The sequence below is a fragment of the Paenibacillus sp. NPDC055715 genome (assembly GCF_053617595.1).
The window spans coordinates 86,920-106,467 of sequence record NZ_JBSHGA010000008.1; the positions used below are offsets into that span (position 1 = coordinate 86,920).

Annotated in this window: 18 protein-coding genes and 3 pseudogenes; 10 read left to right on the top strand and 11 right to left on the bottom strand. The window is 44.7% G+C overall.

Going from position 1 to position 19,548, the window contains the following annotated elements; all coding sequences use genetic code 11:
* The first annotated feature begins 26 nt into the window (after window positions 1-26).
* The gene (locus tag ACWGOO_RS15015) at window positions 27-1,445 is read left to right on the top strand and encodes an anion permease (RefSeq protein ID WP_452484913.1); all 1,419 of its coding nucleotides are present in this window, start codon (window positions 27-29) and stop codon (window positions 1,443-1,445) included.
* A 37-nt stretch (window positions 1,446-1,482) separates the two neighbouring features.
* Here the strand turns inward: ACWGOO_RS15015 and ACWGOO_RS15020 are convergent.
* The 4 genes and pseudogenes from ACWGOO_RS15020 to ACWGOO_RS15035 all read right to left on the bottom strand — a co-directional run.
* Window positions 1,483-1,605, bottom strand: a pseudogene (locus ACWGOO_RS15020) (malic enzyme-like NAD(P)-binding protein); the annotation flags it as partial.
* A gap of 323 nt (window positions 1,606-1,928) precedes the next feature.
* Window positions 1,929-2,819: an alpha/beta hydrolase family protein gene (locus tag ACWGOO_RS15025; protein ID WP_377880627.1), complete on the bottom strand. Its 891-nt coding sequence runs from the start codon at window positions 2,817-2,819 to the stop codon at window positions 1,929-1,931.
* A gap of 36 nt (window positions 2,820-2,855) precedes the next feature.
* Window positions 2,856-3,728: an AraC family transcriptional regulator gene (locus tag ACWGOO_RS15030; RefSeq protein ID WP_452484658.1), complete on the bottom strand. Its 873-nt coding sequence runs from the start codon at window positions 3,726-3,728 to the stop codon at window positions 2,856-2,858.
* 264 nt (window positions 3,729-3,992) lie between these two features.
* Window positions 3,993-4,418 (bottom strand): annotated as a pseudogene (locus ACWGOO_RS15035) (NAD-dependent malic enzyme); the annotation flags it as partial.
* 923 nt (window positions 4,419-5,341) lie between these two features.
* Here ACWGOO_RS15035 and ACWGOO_RS15040 point away from each other — a divergent pair.
* Window positions 5,342-6,841 carry a malate:quinone oxidoreductase gene (locus tag ACWGOO_RS15040; protein ID WP_452484660.1) on the top strand — a complete coding sequence of 500 codons (1,500 nt, stop codon included), beginning with the start codon at window positions 5,342-5,344 and terminating at the stop codon, window positions 6,839-6,841.
* Window positions 6,842-7,180: 339 nt separating this feature from the next.
* Here the strand turns inward: ACWGOO_RS15040 and ACWGOO_RS15045 are convergent, their stop codons facing one another.
* A complete protein-coding gene (locus ACWGOO_RS15045; RefSeq protein ID WP_452484662.1) occupies window positions 7,181-8,509 on the bottom strand; it encodes an ArsB/NhaD family transporter in 1,329 nt (442 codons plus the stop codon).
* Between the two features lie 279 nt (window positions 8,510-8,788).
* A complete protein-coding gene (locus tag ACWGOO_RS15050; RefSeq protein ID WP_452484664.1) occupies window positions 8,789-8,950 on the bottom strand; it encodes a hypothetical protein in 162 nt (53 codons plus the stop codon).
* A 337-nt stretch (window positions 8,951-9,287) separates the two neighbouring features.
* Here ACWGOO_RS15050 and ACWGOO_RS15055 point away from each other — a divergent pair, with 337 nt between their 5' ends.
* Window positions 9,288-9,698 carry a YjdF family protein gene (locus tag ACWGOO_RS15055; protein ID WP_452484666.1) on the top strand — a complete coding sequence of 137 codons (411 nt, stop codon included), beginning with the start codon at window positions 9,288-9,290 and terminating at the stop codon, window positions 9,696-9,698.
* A 530-nt stretch (window positions 9,699-10,228) separates the two neighbouring features.
* Here the strand turns inward: ACWGOO_RS15055 and ACWGOO_RS15060 are convergent.
* Together ACWGOO_RS15060 and ACWGOO_RS15065 are read right to left on the bottom strand one after the other, a co-directional pair.
* Complete coding sequence (locus ACWGOO_RS15060) at window positions 10,229-11,674, bottom strand: DEAD/DEAH box helicase (RefSeq protein WP_452484668.1); 1,446 nt, start codon at window positions 11,672-11,674, stop codon at window positions 10,229-10,231.
* A gap of 363 nt (window positions 11,675-12,037) precedes the next feature.
* Window positions 12,038-12,376 carry a DNA cytosine methyltransferase gene (locus ACWGOO_RS15065; protein ID WP_452484670.1) on the bottom strand — a complete coding sequence of 113 codons (339 nt, stop codon included), beginning with the start codon at window positions 12,374-12,376 and terminating at the stop codon, window positions 12,038-12,040.
* A gap of 38 nt (window positions 12,377-12,414) precedes the next feature.
* Here ACWGOO_RS15065 and ACWGOO_RS15070 point away from each other — a divergent pair, with 38 nt between their 5' ends.
* Window positions 12,415-12,633 (top strand): hypothetical protein, encoded by a 219-nt coding sequence (locus tag ACWGOO_RS15070; RefSeq protein ID WP_452484672.1) that lies wholly within the window; start codon window positions 12,415-12,417, stop codon window positions 12,631-12,633.
* A gap of 233 nt (window positions 12,634-12,866) precedes the next feature.
* Here ACWGOO_RS15070 and ACWGOO_RS15075 read toward each other — a convergent pair whose 3' ends face one another.
* Window positions 12,867-13,373: a hypothetical protein gene (locus ACWGOO_RS15075; RefSeq protein WP_452484674.1), complete on the bottom strand. Its 507-nt coding sequence runs from the start codon at window positions 13,371-13,373 to the stop codon at window positions 12,867-12,869.
* Window positions 13,374-13,978: 605 nt separating this feature from the next.
* Between ACWGOO_RS15075 and ACWGOO_RS15080 the strand changes: the two genes are divergently transcribed.
* From ACWGOO_RS15080 to ACWGOO_RS15090, 3 genes and pseudogenes are all read left to right on the top strand, one after another.
* On the top strand, window positions 13,979-14,209 hold the full coding sequence (locus ACWGOO_RS15080; RefSeq protein WP_452484676.1) for a hypothetical protein: 231 nt from the start codon (window positions 13,979-13,981) through the stop codon (window positions 14,207-14,209).
* 238 nt (window positions 14,210-14,447) lie between these two features.
* Window positions 14,448-14,679, top strand: a pseudogene (locus tag ACWGOO_RS15085) (GntP family permease); the annotation flags it as partial.
* Between the two features lie 21 nt (window positions 14,680-14,700).
* Window positions 14,701-15,843, top strand: coding sequence for a glycerate kinase family protein (locus ACWGOO_RS15090; RefSeq protein ID WP_452484678.1), 1,143 nt, complete (start codon window positions 14,701-14,703; stop codon window positions 15,841-15,843).
* Between the two features lie 212 nt (window positions 15,844-16,055).
* On the opposite strand, the gene ACWGOO_RS15095 is transcribed toward ACWGOO_RS15090, so the two are convergent.
* Window positions 16,056-16,685 carry a DMT family transporter gene (locus ACWGOO_RS15095; RefSeq protein WP_452484680.1) on the bottom strand — a complete coding sequence of 210 codons (630 nt, stop codon included), beginning with the start codon at window positions 16,683-16,685 and terminating at the stop codon, window positions 16,056-16,058.
* A 35-nt stretch (window positions 16,686-16,720) separates the two neighbouring features.
* Between ACWGOO_RS15095 and ACWGOO_RS15100 the strand changes: the two genes are divergently transcribed.
* The 3 genes from ACWGOO_RS15100 to ACWGOO_RS15110 all read left to right on the top strand — a co-directional run bounded on the left by ACWGOO_RS15100 (window position 16,721) and on the right by ACWGOO_RS15110 (window position 18,442).
* The gene (locus ACWGOO_RS15100; protein WP_452484915.1) at window positions 16,721-16,897 is read left to right on the top strand and encodes an aldo/keto reductase; all 177 of its coding nucleotides are present in this window, start codon (window positions 16,721-16,723) and stop codon (window positions 16,895-16,897) included.
* An 87-nt stretch (window positions 16,898-16,984) separates the two neighbouring features.
* The gene (locus ACWGOO_RS15105) at window positions 16,985-17,851 is read left to right on the top strand and encodes an SDR family oxidoreductase (RefSeq protein WP_452484682.1); all 867 of its coding nucleotides are present in this window, start codon (window positions 16,985-16,987) and stop codon (window positions 17,849-17,851) included.
* A gap of 249 nt (window positions 17,852-18,100) precedes the next feature.
* Window positions 18,101-18,442, top strand: coding sequence for a zinc ribbon domain-containing protein YjdM (locus ACWGOO_RS15110; RefSeq protein ID WP_452484684.1), 342 nt, complete (start codon window positions 18,101-18,103; stop codon window positions 18,440-18,442).
* 152 nt (window positions 18,443-18,594) lie between these two features.
* Here the strand turns inward: ACWGOO_RS15110 and ACWGOO_RS15115 are convergent, their stop codons facing one another.
* A complete protein-coding gene (locus ACWGOO_RS15115) occupies window positions 18,595-19,350 on the bottom strand; it encodes an AIM24 family protein (protein WP_452484686.1) in 756 nt (251 codons plus the stop codon).
* Between the last annotated feature and the right edge of the window lie 198 nt (window positions 19,351-19,548).

Sequence of the window (19,548 nt, forward strand, 5' to 3'; positions counted from 1 at the left end):
CAACTACAGGACAATCGAAGAAGGCCATGAAAACGGAAGGAGGCTTAAAGCTCCTGCCGCTTTTGCTCACAATAGCTATTGGTACGGGGATTTGGTTTATTTCTCCGCCATCAGGTGTTCAGGTTCAGGTATGGCATTTGTTCGCCATATTTGTAGCGACGATTATTGGATTTATCATGAAGCCACTGCCGATGGGGGGCGTAGCTATATTGGCACTGGCTACAACAGCTTTAACCGGCACGCTGACGATCAAAGAGACGCTTAGTGGTTTCGGCAATACAACGATCTGGTTGATCGTCATTGCCTTCTTCATTTCTCGCGGTTTTATTAAGACCGGATTGGGAGCTCGCATTTCGTATATTTTTGTACAACGTTTCGGGAAAAAAACATTGAGTCTTTCATATTCCCTGCTCTTTAGCGACCTGCTGCTTGCTCCGGCCATTCCGAGCAACACGGCCCGTGCTGGCGGGGTTATCTATCCGATTATTCGGTCGTTGTCCGAGACGTTCGATTCCCGGCCCGAGGACGGAACCGAGCGCAAAATTGGCGCTTTTTTGCTCAAAGTCGGCTTTCAAGGCAATTTGATCACCTCGGCGATGTTCATGACGGCCATGGCGGCGAACCCTCTGATTGCGACGTTCGCAAGGGATGTGGCACATGTGAACGTGACATGGACCAGTTGGGTGTTAGCTGCTCTCGTTCCGGGAATTGCAAGCCTGATTATCATTCCCTACATGATCTACAAGTTATATCCTCCGGAAGTTAAAGAGACGCCGAATGCCGCTGTCATTGCAAGGGAGAAGCTCAAGGAAATGGGGCCGATTAAAAAGTCGGAACGGTATATGATCGTTGTTTTTTTCCTTGTCCTGATCCTTTGGATTTTCGGCGAGACCTGGAAAATCGATGCCACGACGACAGCGTTGATCGGGCTCTCCGTACTGCTGCTGACGCAGGTTTTGAGCTGGGATGATATTAAGAAGGAGCAGGGAGCCTGGGATACTCTGACTTGGTTCGCGGCTCTGGTCATGTTGGCGAGCTTTCTGAATAAGCTGGGTCTGGTGGGCTGGTTCAGCGGCACCATGAAAAATGTGGTGAGCGGCATGCCATGGATGTGGGCCGTACTCTTGCTTGCTTTGGTGTACTACTACAGCCACTATTTCTTTGCAAGCAGTACCGCACATATTAGTGCTATGTATTCTGCCTTCCTCGCAGTTATGTTGGCTGCTGGAGCGCCTCCGATGATGGCTGTTCTGCTGCTTGCCTTCATCAGTAACTTGTTTGGTTCCACGACCCACTATGGGGCTGGAGCGGCTCCGGTCTTTTTCGGCGCAGGTTATATTACGCAGAATCGTTGGTGGTCGCTCGGACTTCTGATTTCGTTCGCGCATCTTATCATTTGGCTCGGGCTTGGCTTCGCTTGGTGGAAAGTACTCGGGATTTGGTAATTTCATCTTTGCCGCGGCTATTGATGGATTCGTCGCAACCCGCGCCGAACGCTACAATACGGTGATTGCGTAAGGGAGTTTTGGAGACATGCACGGCGGATAACATGACTGCAAGTGAGATCGCTCCTGTACCCTGTATGTCATCATTGAATGTGCAGATGTTTGCCAAGAATCCTCTCGGCGTCGGTAGCCACGATCAGATAGATATCATTTGGATTTGCTGTTCGTTGAAAATAAAGTTCTAGACTGGAGTTGTTGATCTAATGTGGTTTTTCAATTATTAATTTGGCAGCCTTCGCAAAATAAGTTTTAGACTGTTCCAATAAAGTAAGCAGCGGCGGACTAAGACGTGAAAATAAAGTCTTAGACTGCCGCTGCTGTTGCAGCCTGATATTGAACTAACATTCCCCAGTTAGCGTAACGATTAGTTAATCGAACACTCAGTTAACATTTGATTTCGACGGAAAGTGATTGTTCCTAATGTTAAGTCAACAGAAACTCTACTACTTCAGCCTTCAGCGTTTCGTGAAATTGCACGCGATCAAAGCCGGGCGGGTCTTGCGAGGGGGGAAAGTCTGGTGAAATCATCTCAGCTGGGAAAGGAGTCAGGAAGGAATAATGTCCGGCATTCTCCACCGTCCGATAGCGAATCATTTGCGGTTCAGCAACACTATTCATGATGATCTGCGCGTGAAAAGGAAGTGCGTAAGGGTCTCGCTCGGCATCCAACATGAGAATGGGGAGCCGAACGTTGTTTAATGCTCCCTCATTACGGAACCAAACGGACGCCGGGGCTAGCAAAATCAGGGACCGGATGCGTGAATCATGAGGGACATCGATCTGCTGCGGCTTCCCATCCGGGCTCTCAGTAGGGAAGGAGGTCGGGATACCACCAGCTGCTGCAAGCGCGGTGTAGCCCCCCATGGAATGCCCGATGACCGAATGGCCTCCCGGCTGTAGAAGCCCCTTAAACCTCTCATCTTCAAAAAACCAGTCGGCTGCCATGCGAAGGTGCCGGGGGCGATAGGTGAGGTTTTGGACAGTACCTTCCAAACTATTATCATTGCGGTTATTAAATGGATGTTCGAGAAGGCCAACGATAAAGCCGCTGCGCGCCAAATGCCGAGCGAGCGACCGGTACACAAGCGGTGAACCGCCTGTACCGTGTGAAATGAGGACTAGTCTAAATTTTCCCTCCAGCGGCGCTGCGTCTCTGGCCACCTCCAACGAGTACGGCCCTAACCTATCAGTCTGTTCCGGTGCATCTGTCGGATACATCACGATCATGGGAACGGTCACCTTCAATGCGTTGTCGGTAATTTGTACCTCACAGCAACCTGCATATCCTTCAACAATGTCTTCTATTTTGTTCATCTTGATTTCTTCCTCTCCTTGAGCTACATGCTCCTATTATGGCGAGCCAACGGGAATATATATGTCTAATACCGAATCCTCGTTCATCGGTCCTAGATATCGATGGTCGTAACGCACAAACTCCGGGTAATTCGTACGAACGCTGCCTGACTGGGGTAACCAGGTTTCATAAATGTACTGCAACGTATCGTTGAGTCTCGATAATGCCCCCTTATGAGTAAAAACCGCATAAGTTACAGCTGGGAGCAGCTTAGCGACCATTCCCAATGGAACTACACTCTCCTCGCTAGCCACCTCGACACAAGCGATATACGTGACTTCCCATTGCCTACCTGTAAGTTCAATGACCGCATAAAATATGTCTTCCGTATCCGGCTTTCGCTCAATTTCAAACAAACGCTGCCTAAAGCTCCGCCATAGCTTTCCGACTTCGTCCGAATTGACACCCGGTATCGACATGCCGACCAGATGCAGCTTATTCAGGCAGACAATAGCTGGCACGAGGGAGACGCTCTTATTCAAATGCTGTAGCCCCACTTCATCCAAAGGAAGCTTCTCCATTGCCCGGAACAGCGTGTCCTTCATGTCCCTTTGCTTTCGAAATTGTCCAGGCGAGATGGAGAACATTTTCCCAAAGGCTCGGGCGAAGGATTCCTGAGACTCGAACCGGTACAGGATGGCAATATCTATGATCCTTTGGTTGGTATAAAATAAATCGTATGCTGCTTGTGTCAATCTCCGCTTGCGTATGTACTCCGAGACGGAGTTTCTCGTAACCGATAGGAAGATCCGGTGAAAATGGTACGGCGAATAGCCCGCAGCCTCCATAACCTTGGTGCTTAATCTCTCATCGGTCAGATGATCCTCAATATAGGTAATGGCCTTGATTACCAAATCCTTATAATTCACTTTAATGCCTCCATATCGATATACTCACTTTACGACAGATGGAACGCTCTGTTTTGATATTTTTTGCGGAATTTCACTTTACTCAACAGCTAACATTACTTTCCAAGCGCAGATAGTTTCCTGATCAGCCACACTCTTCGGTTCGCCAAAAGAGCGATCTCTGGAAATTGCTCAGTCTCGCTGGTTTTAAACAAATCTGCCCGTCCCTCGGTTAATGATGCATCGTTAGTCTAATACTTTATTTTCTTTCTACATTTGCGCCCAGTTGGAGAACGCCTCCTCAATACCATCGGGGTCGTCGATCGACAGGTAAATCCCGCGAGGGCGTCTAAACACATGGCTATAACGTTGAATCACTTGACCCACGGTCGGCGTATAGACAATGGGCAGCATCTCATGCAAATGATCGGTAAGCAGCCGATAAAATAGTACCTCATTGCGGTCGGCCAGAGCCGTCAAATAAACACGTTTGCTTAGGTCGTCGGGCTGTAAATGGTATTGCTCGTACGAAAGTCAGACCTGTTCCTCCAAAGTCAGCATCGCCGACGGCAGCAGCCCCTTTAGCCCAAGTGTACCTCTTTCTTCCTGTGTGAATGCTGTCCCCTTGTTCAGCAGCGGCATCGTTAATAGCTCTGCGCCAAGCAAAGCGCTCTCCATATTTTTATCTGGGAAAGTGGTGAAACTGTGCATTTGATCGCTTCCTTTCAAACTTACTTTTATATAGCCTTCTGCAGAGTGTTTTTAAAAACAATTGGAATTATTGTTTAAATATATAATACTGTATTTCATCCAAGCTGCGCTCATTATACTCTGGCCAGCATGATTCAGATGGTGTAGAAATGATGTCAAATTGCATAACATTAAATATATAGAGTCGTGGTTGCTTCTAAGGCCTTAACTAGCGACATGCCTACAACTGCGGGTTGCCTTTGTTTGAAAGATTCTACCCAGGATGTGCATTACTCGCCCGACAGGATACTGGAAAAGATCATTTTATTCAGCATGTTTTACAGATTGCGAAGCAAACTTAGGAGTTAAATCCAATTTTGTTTTATTTGAAGCAAACCAATGCTCGTGAGACGATTGAGCGAGTTAAAACAATGAGATCTCAAGAATGGTTAGATTCCATGATTTGGTATTATACTGAGCAAATTTACGGAAAGAAAAAGGGCCTTCACGGGTACGAAGGATATATCAAGTTCCTTGAACATCGACAAGGGCTAGAATTTCAAATTATTGAGCCGTTGCAGACAACGAGATGAACCGTACCACAAGGATAATAGGCCGGGATGTTGAATTAGTCCTACATAATGAGCTGTTTAGTACCTTCTTCATGTTTACACTAAAGCAAAAATTGCGGTTAAAATGGTTATAATAAAGGAAAAATTTTTCTATATATTTTATGTTTATAGATACTTAGAACCCTGCGGAAAATTTATCACTTTTTTTTCCATATGAAAATGGTTTATAATCAATGATAATAGTCATATAATTTTTAAAAGACTATAATGGAGACAGAAAGGTATGTTCCTGAGTGGAGCCTCGCTTCTTGTATCCCTTAGGCAGGAGGGCCTGCTCTTTTTTTGCAAATATAAGAGATAAGGAAGGTTTTTATGAGCAGCATTCAGAAAAAAACAGACGTTATCTTAATTGGTGCCGGAGTCATGAGCGCCACTCTGGGTTCATTGCTTAAAGAGTTAGCACCAGAGTGGGAAATCACAGTGTTTGAGAAACTCGCAAGCGCAGGAGAAGAAAGCTCTAACGAATGGAATAATGCCGGTACGGGTCATGCTGCACTGTGCGAGCTGAACTATACATCCGAGAAACCTGACGGATCTATAGATATTAGTAAAGCTATAAACATTAATGAGCAGTTTCAGCTCTCCAGACAGTTTTGGTCTTTTCTTGTAAACAGCAATTTGATTCATAATCCGAAGGACTTTATCAAGCCAATACCTCATATGAGTTTGGTGATGGGGGAACAAGATGTATCTTTTTTGAAAAAGAGATTTAAAGCGCTATCAAAAATCCCTCTGTTTCAAGGAATGGAATTTTCTGACGACCCTGAAAAGTTGAAAGAATGGATTCCGCTGATCATGGAAGGCCGTACATCGAATGAACCGATTGCGGCTACCAAAATCGACTCTGGAACAGATGTCAACTTCGGCGCCTTAACCCGCCTGCTATTTGACCAATTAAAAAGTAAAGACGTTGAGATCAAATACAAGCATATTGTTAAGGATATTAAACGTACGAGCGACGGCTCGTGGGAAGTTAAAGTGCATAACCTTGATAGCCGTAAAATCGAAAAACATATTACTAAATTCGTATTTATCGGCGGTGGGGGCGCAAGTCTACCTTTACTACAAAAAACCGGTATTCCGGAGTCCAAACATATTGGAGGATTTCCGGTAAGTGGACTATTTATGGTATGCAACAATCCTAAAATTGTCGAGCAGCATCATGCAAAAGTGTACGGTAAAGCCAAGATTGGTGCTCCTCCCATGTCTGTTCCGCATCTGGATACAAGGTATATCGGCAACCAAAAAGCACTGCTGTTTGGACCGTTTGCCGGCTTTTCGCCAAAGTTCTTGAAAACCGGTTCGAATTTGGATCTGATCGGTTCTGTAAAACCAAATAACCTCTTCACGTTGTTGGCGGCAGGCGCAAAAGAAATGGCATTGACCAAATACCTGATCCAGCAAGTGATGTTATCGAATGAAAAGCGTCTGGAAGAATTACGCGAGTTTATTCCAAACGCCGAAATCGAGGACTGGGAGATCGTGGTAGCGGGTCAACGTGTGCAGGTAATTAAAGATACAGAGGGCGGGAAAGGAACACTTCAATTTGGTACGGAAGTGGTTTGTGCCGCTGATGGCTCGGTAGCTGCATTGCTCGGCGCTTCTCCGGGTGCTTCTACTGCAGTTCGGGTTATGCTGAAAGTATTAGAAAAATGCTTCCCACAACATATGAAAGAGTGGGAACCGAGAATAAAAGAGATGATTCCTTCTCATGGCGTGTCACTAGCGGAAAACCCAGAGCTTTTCCAAGAAATTCATGCTTCCACAACGCAGACGCTTGGCCTGAGCGAAAAAGGACCGCTCCATCCTTAATTTTTGGATGTAGAAACAAAGATATCTCTGGCTTGTATTCCTTTCTTTAGAAGCTGTTCGTTGATATACAGTGTAACAATGTGAAGTATTAATTCAAACTGATAAACTGGTTATCAAAAATATTTGGCTGTCGGGAAAAATCCCGACAGCCATCTTTGTGCAATAGAGAAAGCATCATCGCATAGCGTAATACATTGCTTTATGCTAATCATAGGGTTGAACGCTTTTTAAAGTCAGGCCGTATTGGGGAATAATGCTCTCCAACTTCGTTATATCGGAACCGTTTGACATGCCGCGCCCTCCGTTCCCTAACGTAAAGCGATTATTCTAACAATGATGCTAAAATAGCCATTTCACCCAGTATGCCAAGAAAACCAAAGTAAAGAGTACTGTAGGCGGGATAGTGATAATCGTTACCTTCACATAATCTTTCCAACTTATTTTTACGTTGTTTTGCCTAATTATGTGCAACCAAATTAATGATGCGAGAGTACCGATCGGTAATAGCAATGAGCCTACATCGCTCCCGATAACGCTTGCTAGATAAGCTACTTTTAAATGGAGAGGATCTAGATTCATACTTGTAAGGGAAACCGTTCCAATCATTAATGCCGGGTGATTATTAAATAAGGAGGACATAATCGTTAAAAGAACTCCCATTATCAAACTGGCGGTGAGCAGATCTCCTGCAATCAGTGGTTGAGTTAGGTGAATTAACATACTTGTTAACCCAATGTTATTTAAGCCAAAAATGATGATATAAATGCTAAATGCAAACACGAATATATACCATGGTGTTTTTTTCAACATATCCAATGGAGGTATTTTAATATAAATCCAACGCCACCCAAGTAAAAGCACGGAACCTAACACAGCCACAATTTCAATTGGAATGTTATAATAAGAGGCAATAAAAAGACTTACACGTACGGAAAATACAAAGAGTAGAATATTTCTCATTAATCGGTTTCGTTCTTTCCCGGATTTTTGTGAAGGATGCGGATAGATTTCATTATGAAACTTTTGGTTAGATATGTTCCGGGGCAGTTTTTTGTAGAAGCATAAATATAATAGGCCTGAGAACAATAGCAGTCCTGTTACAGAAGGAACAAACATCATCAGGAAATTGGTGAAGAGATCAATCCCTATAATTTTTAGTGCAATTAAATTGACGATGTTGCTTACTCCGATTGGAGCGCTTGATGCGGTTGCTGTTAATGCGCCCGAAAGCAAATAGGGGATCTTTTCGTGATTTTTCAGCTTTAGATGATTCAATAATAAAATTAAAATAGGTGTTGTAATAAAGATGCTCCCGTCGTTATTGAAAAATAAAGTCATAAGAAAGCAAACTGCATTGACGTACCAAAACAGACGAATTCCAGAACCTCTTGCTTTGGCCAACAGTCCTTCAGCAGCCCAAATATAGAATCCAAAGCTCTCCAATATAATTGCCATTGAAATAGTAGCTATTATGGTTATTGCAGCTCCGCTTACCATTGTGGAGATCTTAACCAAATCTGATAATGTCACGCTTCCGCTTATTAGTACTAATATCGCTCCTGCTGTTGCGGGGATTGCTTCATTTAAACCTTTTGGCCTCCAAAGTATGAACACCATGCTGAGAAAAAAAGCTATGATTGTTAGGAAAAACTCGACTGATTGGAACATTATCTTTCACTCCTGAGTCGAGAACCCTCTTCATACAAATTTATATTAATATGCCTAGCTACGTCACCATCCTGTTTTACTGGCAGAAGGGTACCACTTTCGCTGATCAAAGAATCGTCACCGTGAACCTCAACTGGAGGCTTTAGTATGAAGTACAAAAAAACGAAAGCAGCGATTATAATAATCAATTGGAGTATCAAGACTTCCCCCCCCCTTGTATTTGACCTGTAAACTGTTGCTCCATCGAGTACATTTGTTTTCCGTTTTAATTAGTTATTATTATTTTTTGCGGCCAAGGGTGGAACGTAACTCATCATTTAAACGAAGTAATCCTGTACATAATCTTCTCAAGCCTTCTGCTAGCTCTTTATCCTTTACTTTTCCAAAATGTTTACGTGCTTTTCTAAAGTGATTTTCGGCTCTGTTAAATTTTATTCCCACAGCATTCACCGTCCCCTTTCTGTCCATTTATAAGTAATATATGAGTATTTCTCACACTTTGTATGAGCTAATGCCCGGGGATACTGGGATTTTTTAGAGTGGAAAAATGAGAGTAGTCTAGATTTACCCAATATGGTTCTACGTTGAACAATTTCATGCAGAATTAATTTTGCCTTGCTGTTTTCCAGTAAGGTAACTATAATTTTTTTTGGAACGAAAAAACACAGTCTGGTTGGTAGTCCAGACACATGGATGACTCTATATTCCAAGAGCGCCATGTCAGTAACCTTCCCCCTCGGGATGTCCATCGTTTCGATTTAAAATGAGGGGGATTAATATGAAGCTTACGGTTTATCACGATGGACAGTATTGGGTTGGAGTCGTGGAAGAGCAAGACCAAGGGAAATTGAAGGCAGCTAGGTACATTTTTGGTAAAGAGCCTCAGGATGAGGAAATTCTCCATTTTATCCGTGAGGAAATGTGGATGCTTGTCAGTGGACTCTCACAAGAGGTGGCCGTAAAGTTGTCTGAAACGAAGAAGGTCAATCCGAAGCGGCTAGCAAGGCAGGCAGCGTATGAATTAAGGAGGAAAGGGGTCTCCTCCTACGCACAGGAGGCCCTAAAGTTAGAGTATGAGAAGCGCAAGCTGGAGAAACGGGCCTACTCTAAACAGCAAAGGGAAGCAATAAAGGCACAGGTAAGGGAATTGAAGGAGAAGAAAGCGAAAGAAAAGCATCGCGGACATTAATAAGACTTCCACACTTCATCATCAATTGAATCGGCATGTTTCCATATCCGCATGCATGAAAACATGTGTTACGCACAAAGGGCACCTGATTCGGTGCCCTTTGAACTTGCCGTTACAGCCAGCGCGGAGAACCGTATCATAAGAATGGCAAGCTTTTAGAAAAGTTCCTTGCAGCAGCCCGCCATCCTCGAGGTTCGGTCCTATGTTGCTGAGTTGCAGACATTTCTCACGCTTTGGGAACAACGATGTAGCCGTGCTCGGCCAAGCGGAATTCCCTTCCCAACTTCGCCCTCCAGCGCATCCCCTAAATGTTGGAAGTAGTGCCCGATCTGTCCTAGGTGCCGCAGGAAATGCTCCGGCGTGGGCAGTGAGTCAATTTCTTGCTGTGTTTTGACAATTCTCATTAAAGAAAGGATTTTTCCTAATGAAGACAACCGAATACCCGATGAGGAATTATTCCCTTTGTTGAATAAGTCGTTTTCGGATCCAAACTTTTCTTTAACAGGAGGAGAGTTTAATCAGCGTACCTTCTACTTATTTCCCTTACGGACCTTTAACAGCTTGCCTTTAACGGTCGTATTTTTCATAATCTCCAGCACCAGTGGACCCTTGCCATTCAGAATTTCAACATCTGTCACATTATCAAGAATCGTAATGATCCCGATATCGTCTGCGCTTACCCCATCCAGCTTAGCAATTGTCCCAACAAAGTCGACAGCTCTGAATTTCTTCTTCTTGCCGCCATTAAAGTTCAGCTTCATAATTTGTTGGTTTAATTGCTCGCGCTTATCTTTTTTGAGTGCAGTTTTTACATGTAGCTTCTGCTCAAAATCTTCTCTACGGAGATCAACAGCCTCTTCTGAGGGAGCTTTTACTTTCGGAATCGGGAATCCAATATATGCTTCAATATCGGCTAATCGTTTGCCATCCTTAGGAGTGACCAGAGTAATTGCTTTCCCCGTTTTGCCTGCACGTCCCGTACGTCCCGTGCGATGAACATAGCTTTCCTTCTCAAGGGGAATATCGTAGTTAATGACATGGGTGATATTGGTAATATCGATACCCCTTGCAGCAACATCTGTCGCGATCAAGTAGCGGAATTGCCCTCTTCTGAACGCGTTCATCACCTCAAATCGCTCATCTTGCTCCATTCCGCCATGAATCCGATCACATGGATATTCAAGATCAGCCAATGCTCTGAATAATGTATCTACATTCTCCTGCGTACGACAGAAAATAATGCAGCTATCAGGATTCTCAACAATGAGCAGATCTTGCAGCAGTGCCAGCTTGTCTGACTCCTTCATCTGAATAAGAGAGTGATCAATTGTGGCGGTCGTTATACCAGTCGCTTTAATTTCAATTTCAACAGGATTGTTCATATACTTACGTGACAGCGTGGCTACATCCTCAGGAAAAGTAGCGGAGAATAACATCGTAACCCGGTCACCAGGCAGCGCCTGAATGATCGACTGAACTTGCTCGATAAAGCCCATATTCAGCATCTCATCAGCTTCATCAATCACGAGATAGGTAATCCGATCTAACGATAGCGTACCTCGTTCAATATGGTCCAGTACACGTCCTGGTGTACCTACAGCCACATGCGTTCTTTGCTTTAACTCGGCCTTTTGTATATGAAAAGGATGTTTCCCATAAAGAGGCGTTGCTTTTATCCGCTTAAAGCGTCCAATATTCGTGATGTCTTCAGTAACCTGTAACGCGAGTTCACGAGTTGGCGTCAGGATTAAAGCCTGGGGCTTATTCTCATTCCAATCTACTAGCTCACAAAGTGGAATACCATATGCCGCTGTTTTGCCGCTACCTGTTTGCGATTTGGCGACAAGATCCTTCTTCTCAAGCGCAACTGGAATGACTTCCGTCTGAATCTCGGTTGGCGTCTCATAGCCCAAGCTATTCAACGCCCTCATAATTTCTTCGCTTAATGGGTAATCTGTAAAATTCTTTCGACTCATTTTCAACCTCTTCTGCGCTGTATTTGGATACCATTACATATATAATGTCATCGTGTATCGGACTTATACTCATATAGTATACTCTATATCCAGGTACACTCTCATACATATCAATGATTAACTGTATTGCATAACATTGATCATGTAGAGGCAGCGCGGGCGGGAGTTCGCATCAAGACTCCGTACGAAGCCCGAGAGGCTTTCTTCATTAAATCACAAAAAAATTACATTTCCTGCATCGGGGGTTGATTTGTTGCAAAATTATTGTTCAATATATCCGCAAAGTGAATTCTTGTCTTCTCAGTTGCATCCTTTTTCATCTTGTCTATGACGTGTGTATAAATCTTTAGAGTTGTTTCTGGGTTATGCATTAAACCATTGGGAATTAATCTGCTCTGCAATCCGCTTCATCATGACAGGCGGAACACTCATGCCACATACATATTGAGCGTTAGCATCCACAAAATCGTAGTCGCTTGGGAAAGTCTGCATCCATATAGCGTCCGTATCGGTGATATGCTCAGGAGTATTGTCACGCAAGAAAACGGACAAACTGGCGAGCGTGTTGGCCACTTTCTGATCCTTGAGCAGAATGGTATTAAAGTTGCTCATCGTACCTTCTTCGCGTTCCGTCACATCACCCATGTTCAGATCCGGCGGGCGCTTCTTGTGCCAGCGCTCATGCTTGCTATTCCCATACACAACCTTTGTATTTCTTCGGCTGTTTTGGTGGTCTTTTCATGTGTAGCAAAATTCCTTTCTTCTTCTTTAAACCATTTCAACCTTTCAAGGTAATAAAAAAAGCCACCCCAATGAGTGACTTGTATCTGCCCATGTATTTACAGCGCCAAATGAACACAGGCGCTTATTTAAAACCCGAAAAAATAAACAGCGATAAGACTATTCCCACAAGCGGGATGCAAAACGCTGCGCTGTTGCATAAAAGCATTTGTACTTAGTTGCTAAGGAGGAATGACAAGATCATTTTACTGATTAGCGAAAATGTCCGTCAAACGGTCATCTAAGAAAATATCTTCAAATGAAGTAGCTGGCAATGTACATTCTTTGAAATGCTCACTTTGTTAGAGTTATCCTTACTTACAATAAATGCCCCTTACTACATAATATAAAACTACGCAGCAGGGGCATACAATTCAATACTAAATCAGTTTACAACACTTGCATGTTTGAATTATAAACCACTTCTTGACGAACCTAGCTTACCATAAGACCGACCTTTCATATTAGTATTACTTGTGTTAAAAGTAGCATAAAAATCACCAGTCGACAAAGCTGAGGAGCTTATCCACTCAAAAGTGGAGCCCTTCGCAATCGTTGCTTCTTTTACAACCGGACCATTAGCTGATCCCTTGTGTAAAGCGAATTTAATTTTCTCACTTCCTGTATTCTTCACCCATATTTTAATGTAACCCATTCTGGCTGGGACACTAAAAGACGCTTCTGATTGTTGACCGCCCAATGTAATGTCAAACGCAGGTTGTGTGGATTGAGGAGTGATAACGTGATCCCCTGATGTTGGTGTATTTACCATAGTCGATTCGTTTGCAGATTGGGAAACTGCTACTGAGTCAGTTGTGGCTGGTGCAACATCGGTCGTAGCTGCGGCAGAAGCAGTTAATGGAATTGCAAGAGCTAAAGACAAAACGGATAATAAAGAAGCTTTTTTAATATTTTTCATATTCATATCCTTCTCTCTCATTAAATTTTGTTTTTGCCTAAACTGATCTTAACTTACCTTATTGAATTGAATGAATAAGATTGACCCCCTCTTTCCAAGACAAAGAATGGTCTTTATTAATCAACTTCCAGTATGTATAAGTTCCAATTTTGCTATATGACTAATAAAGAGTTTGCTGCAGATGTTTGTCTTCAATTACATTATAAGTTTCTTTTTGTAATTTTCCAATAATAACTTTGGACAATCCTACCAGTCTATCATAAGACACGCTACGGAATTGAACCGCGCAAGGGTTCTGTCCGGGTCTGTATGACGTTTATATAGATTCAAATCCTATATGTAAATATTATTGATAAAGTCGGTTAGACAAAGTTGAGGAAAAGGGTTCTTCTGATCGTCGCAACTAGCTTTTTGTTTATCTTAGCTATGCCTGTGTCGACTAGTCATAAGGTTATTAGTTATTCAACTTCAGGAAACAATTGGGGAAATGTAAGCCGATATACCCGCTAACCTTAACTGGTTGGCGGGGTTGTTTTGCCTATTTAATTTAAGTTACTCAAATACCTCGACAATTAAGGTAACTTAAATTGATCAGAGGTAGCGATATGAGCGCAGACAAGCGTAAGGTAGGCAGACCAGCACAGGGCATAACAAAAAAGGTTTCTATCACACTTACGGAGTCGGAGTGGTCTGATATACCTGGGAACACTACTGTTGCAGCATACATAAAACATATGCAGGAGCAAGTCAAACTTCTGCAAGCGGAAAATGAACGTCTGAGTAGTATGGAGCGCCGAGACGCATTGGAACGAGGAACCGAGGATCGCCTTCTCTGACGACGCATTAAGCGGTAAACTGGCAAAGCCGGCAGAGTCGGCGTAAAGTGGATAGTATACATTAGGTGACTTTAATTGGATGCATGTAAAAAGCTCTGCCGACCCTAAGGTTAGCAGAGCTTTGTTTTTGGGAGCCATCGCAGGGATTTACTGGGTGGAGCCAATTTGGAGCAGACCATCAGTGTATTGATTAGCGGCGCGCGGATTCAATCTGGATTTAAGCCACGTTATGCTGGTAGGTGTGGTTCCTGCAATATGTGGTTTAATCGTGACCGTTCTGATGGCGGCTGCCACGGCTTCAACCTCGACGGGAGTTATTTTGGCGACAGGCTCGTTTGGAAAAGCGATTCTGAACATGGGGACAGCCCCGTTGGCCGCTGCTGTAATGGTGCATACAGGAACTACGGTAAGCTATTGTGGGTGGAACAATGGCAATTGTAGCGTCATTAATGTATGGATTTTTACTTTAATATTCATGATGGGGTGAGAAGATGAGAGAGAAGACATTTGTGCTGGCACCGGATTCCTTTAAAGAAAGTATGACGGCTAAAGAAGTGTGCATCGCGATGGAGAAAGGACTGCGCAAGGTCTATCCGTTGGCAAATTATATCCACGTCCCCATGGCGGACGGCGGTGAAGGAACCGTTCAGTCACTGGTGGATGCGACAGGTGGGCAGATTCGTTATAAAGAGGTGACCGGACCGCTGGGAGAACCCATAACTGCTGCATACGGTTTGCTGGGAGACGGCACAACTGCGGCGATTGAGATGGCATCCGCCAGCGGAATTCATCTGGTCAACAAGGATAACAAAAACCCGCTAAAGACAACAACCTACGGTACGGGTGAGTTAATCCGTGAATGCCTGAATCAAGGGATTCAAGGTATTATTATTGGCATTGGCGGAAGCGCGACGAATGACGGCGGGACAGGGATGGCAGAAGCGCTAGGGGCCAGATTTCTTGATGCAAAAGGGAATACTCTTCCACGCGGCGGCGGCAGTCTGGGCGGCCTGGTCCGCATAGATATCTCATCTCTGGATGACCGCTTGCAGCAGGTACAATTGATTGTAGCCTGTGATGTGACGAATCCGTTGTGCGGAGCGCATGGGGCATCTCATGTATTTGGTCCGCAAAAAGGAGCAACCCCGGAGATGGTACAGCAATTGGATTCTAATCTTGCCCATTACGCGGATGTGGTGAAGCAGCAACTGGGCAAGGATGTACGCGATCTTCCAGGAGCGGGGGCCGCAGGAGGATTGGGTGCGGGGTTGCTGATTTTTACTCAGGCGGTACTGCAAAAAGGCATTGAAATTGTGATCGAATACACCGGATTAGAGCAGAAGCTGGCGAATGCGGATATCGTTTTTACGGGAGAAGGCGGTATTGATTTTCAGACCAAATTCGGGAAAACGCCATATGGAGTAGCTCAAGCGGCCAAACAATCCGGTAAAAAGGTCATCGCGGTCGCAGGCTATATCGGGGAGGGGATCGACACGTTGTACCAGAAAGGAATAGATGCGGTATTCGGCATCGTGCCGGGAGCATCCGAACTGGATAAGCTGTTGGTCGAAGGGCCGCAAAACGTAGAGCGTACGTGCGAGAATATCGCAAGGGTGCTTCAATTAAGCGAGTAACGGTAAGCGGGAAATATGTTTTTACTACAAAATGACTTGGCACGATACCTCAGACCCCTGATGATTTAACGCCTCGTTCATTCATAATATTGATGTTGTATGGAATAATGTTAACCCAAGAGCTACCCCCAAATGGGGTCACCTAAAGAGGAGTCGACATGCCCGTAAAAGGGATGCAGGGAGGAAAAGCCGTCGCGAGCAGTCTGCTTGAGTCAGTGGCGTTCACCGCGTGAAATGAGCATGATGCCAAGCGAGATAAAGCCTGCACCCGCCAGATGAGCAAATGAAAAGGGCTCTCGGAGGATAATATAGGACAGCAGCAGTGTACTGACCGGAATACACCCGGTGTATACCGCTGCCGTACTGGCTGGTACCCTTGACACGCCCCGGAACCATAATACGTAAGCTAATGCTGTGACAAAGATACCATAATATAAGACAAGTCCAATATCACTTGCACCAACGTCGTTGAAGTTGAACTGTCGTGCCTCCCCAAAGGAACAAGCCAGAAACATGAGGAAAGAAAAGAGTGTGATATACATGGTTCCAAGCAGGGAAGAGACATGGCTGGATAGCATCTTGCGTAATACCGTTAGCGCTGCTTCCCCGAACACGGCAGAGAGAACAAGCAGCATGCCAATGAATGAGGTTGCCTTGGGAGCAGAAAAACCGAACGCGGATATGTGAGGCCATTGCAGCGCCAAAACGCCGAGCAGTGGACATGCGATCCCGAGTCCAGGGCGCAGGGTGATCTTTTCTCTCAGCAGCACATACGAAAGGAGTGCAACGATAGCTGGCGTCAAGCTTTGAGGATATAGGAAGGAAAATTTTTCAGGACGCACTGGATCTTGGCATTGACTTTATTGATACAGCCTACCTGTTTGGCCTAGGCAGATCGGAAGAGCTGATCGGCGGAGCGCTTCATCGCAAGGGAAACCGTGAACGGATTGTAATTTCGAGCAAAGCGTCTCCCAATCCACAATTCGTAGACGGGTCCGTAGAAGTGGACAATAGCCTCTCCGCCCTGCGCCAAGCCGTTGAGGACAGCCTTTAGCGCCTTTGCCATCTCCTTGATATTAGACAAGTGTCATACTTATAGTTACTATAGAAAGGTGAATAAAATCTGAATGGAGGATTTCATATGAAAATCGCATTAACAGGAGCAACTGGGCAACTGGGTTCCATCGTAGTAGAGACGTTGCTTGCATCCGTATCGGCAGAAGACCTTATTGTTAGCGTGAGAAATCCGGAAAAAGCAGAAAACTTGCGTGCCCGTGGCGTTGACGTTCGCCATGGCGATTTTGACAAACCGGAGACGCTGGACCAAGCGTTTACGGGTGTAGACCGACTGCTGATTGTGTCCGCGGACGGGGATAATGACACAAGAATCCGCCAGCATAAGGCTGCTGTGGATGCTGCTGTACGTGCGGGAGTAGGCTTCATCGCTTATACAAGCGCTGCCAATGCGGCAGACAGCACTCTGTTCCTTGCACCTGTACATCGTATAACGGAAGAGTTCATTCGCGAATCGGGCATCCCTTACTCTTTCCTGCGCAATAACTGGTATCTTGAAAATGAAGCAGGCACGATTCAATCCGTGCTGGCGGGTGCTCCTTGGCTGACCTCGGCAGGCTCTGGTAAAGTAGGTTGGGCCACCCGTGCAGATTATGCGCAAGCGGCGGCAGTCGTTTTGTCCGGCGAAGGGCATGAGAATACGATATACGAGCTCTCCGGCAAGCCGATTACCCAAGAAGAGTTTGCGGCGATTCTTGCTGAGGTTCTGGGCAAGGATGTGCCTGTACAACAGGTAGACGATGCTGCGTATGCCGACATTATGCTCAGTGCGGGAGTACCGGAAGCCGCAATCCCTATTGTGGTCGGTATTCAACAAGCGATTCGCGAAGGAGCTTTGGATGTCGTAAGCAACGATTTCGAGAAGCTTCTGAAACGCCCGCTTACGCCGCTTAGCCAAGGAATTCGTGAGCTGGTCAAGCAAACAAAGGCATAAATTCACCATAAAGTACATTTTCAATATATGATTTTACTAATGATGAAGGATGCTACCCTAACAAGGCGAGCATCCTTTTTTAATCCTCATAATCATTCAAAAGGAAAGAGAAATCCCAAAATAATTTCCTTCATGAGTGGAATCGTTGCTGATTATCCAATATACTTGTAAGGAACTCCAAGGAGGGCTTGGAGCAAGGTTTGGACGATCACAGGTGTAGAATTGATAATGAATGGAGTACATACGATTATGTCTAATTTGCCAAATTGCCCGGAATGTAATTCAGAATACACCTACGAGGATCGGAGTCTTTTCATTTGCCCGGAATGCGCTCATGAGTGGTCTTCCAATTCAGAAGCAGCAAATAAAGAAGATGTAAAAGTCATCAAAGATGCCAATGGTAACGTCCTGAAAGACGGTGATTCTGTAACCGTTATTAAAGACCTTAAAGTCAAAGGAAGCTCATCCGTCTTGAAAATTGGCACGAAAGTAAAGAATATCCGTCTGGTGGAAGGCGATCATGATATTGATTGCAAAATTGATGGTTTTGGAGCGATGAAATTAAAATCGGAGTTTGTGAAAAAGAACTAAAGACTTGGGCTAAGGAGGAAAGTAGCGCCTACCCCAAATTCAAGGAATTCTTCAGTCTAGAGGATTTTGTACAGCATTGCAGGGACACCTTTCAATTCAATGGACATTAAGAAGAGGAGAAGCGCTCAGCTTCTCCTCTTCATATACATCGCTTATAACGGTGCCAGCCAAACGGTTCCGGTTCCCCTGTACACATTGACCAGACCTTCGCCGGAAGCGGCAGAGCCAAGTTTGGTCTTTCCAGATTTCTCGACGGTAAACTGTAAGGTATTGGACCACATGAGGGCAAAATGGCCGTCCACTTTTAGCACATCGTTTTGCAATTCAACAACGACGGCTTCTTCGGATGGGATAGGCGCTTGCAGGGCAAGAACTCCTTTTCCCCGAGCACTTAAATTAAATAATCCTTCTCCACCCAGTGCGGCTGAGGAAAGGTTGCTGCGGGCAACGACGGATATGTCCAGTGTGGTTTCACAAGCTAAAAACAAGCCATCTTCAATGGCAATGTGATCATTATCGACATCGATGAGCCAAATGTAACTATAAGTAGGTTCCAGCATAATCGTACCCGTACCCTTATAGTGAGGTTTGATGGCACCTGTTCCTGTTACAGCACCGGACACCAAATTTCGCATTAAGCCTCCCACACCTTTTACACCGGTAGTCATCTCCATACTACCCACAGTATATTGCATGGCGCCCGCCTTCATCATAATTTCACTATTGTTGATTTCGATCATGAGCTGCTTGCGGCGCATGTTACCTTTACTCATATAGTAATTGGCTTGCGCAGCCGCAACCGAGGTGCAGCTCAAATCCGATATGTATTCCAGTACGGTAAATCCACCTAATTGGTCTGTGATGGCAACATTGCTATTATCCTTTAAATTATTAATGACAAAAGCCATAAATGTATGCGCCTCCTTGTTGTATTCATGTTGTGAGGATGGAAATCTCTTTTATTCCGTAAAATATTCGACAAAAAGATTTTGTTTCCTGCGGTAAGTCCTTCAGGTTCTCTTTGGGCGTTTCCAGGCTCAGCAAGCAGAACTTGAAAAAGTCATGCAAAAGGTTCAAAATAAAGATATCGGTTTTTAAAATGGTTT

What these genes read in the sequence shown, in the direction of transcription:
- ACWGOO_RS15015 (WP_452484913.1), top strand. Translation starts at nt 27, where the DNA reads ATGAAAACGGAAGGAGGCTTAAAGCTCCTGCCGCTTTTGCTCACAATA.
- ACWGOO_RS15025 (WP_377880627.1), bottom strand. Translation starts at nt 2,819, where the DNA reads ATGAACAAAATAGAAGACATTGTTGAAGGATATGCAGGTTGCTGTGAG.
- ACWGOO_RS15040 (WP_452484660.1), top strand. Translation starts at nt 5,342, where the DNA reads ATGAGCAGCATTCAGAAAAAAACAGACGTTATCTTAATTGGTGCCGGA.
- ACWGOO_RS15045 (WP_452484662.1), bottom strand. Translation starts at nt 8,509, where the DNA reads ATGTTCCAATCAGTCGAGTTTTTCCTAACAATCATAGCTTTTTTTCTC.
- ACWGOO_RS15055 (WP_452484666.1), top strand. Translation starts at nt 9,288, where the DNA reads ATGAAGCTTACGGTTTATCACGATGGACAGTATTGGGTTGGAGTCGTG.
- ACWGOO_RS15060 (WP_452484668.1), bottom strand. Translation starts at nt 11,674, where the DNA reads ATGAGTCGAAAGAATTTTACAGATTACCCATTAAGCGAAGAAATTATG.
- ACWGOO_RS15070 (WP_452484672.1), top strand. Translation starts at nt 12,415, where the DNA reads ATGTGTAGCAAAATTCCTTTCTTCTTCTTTAAACCATTTCAACCTTTC.
- ACWGOO_RS15075 (WP_452484674.1), bottom strand. Translation starts at nt 13,373, where the DNA reads ATGAAAAATATTAAAAAAGCTTCTTTATTATCCGTTTTGTCTTTAGCT.
- ACWGOO_RS15080 (WP_452484676.1), top strand. Translation starts at nt 13,979, where the DNA reads ATGAGCGCAGACAAGCGTAAGGTAGGCAGACCAGCACAGGGCATAACA.
- ACWGOO_RS15090 (WP_452484678.1), top strand. Translation starts at nt 14,701, where the DNA reads ATGAGAGAGAAGACATTTGTGCTGGCACCGGATTCCTTTAAAGAAAGT.
- ACWGOO_RS15105 (WP_452484682.1), top strand. Translation starts at nt 16,985, where the DNA reads ATGAAAATCGCATTAACAGGAGCAACTGGGCAACTGGGTTCCATCGTA.
- ACWGOO_RS15110 (WP_452484684.1), top strand. Translation starts at nt 18,101, where the DNA reads ATGTCTAATTTGCCAAATTGCCCGGAATGTAATTCAGAATACACCTAC.
- ACWGOO_RS15115 (WP_452484686.1), bottom strand. Translation starts at nt 19,350, where the DNA reads ATGGCTTTTGTCATTAATAATTTAAAGGATAATAGCAATGTTGCCATC.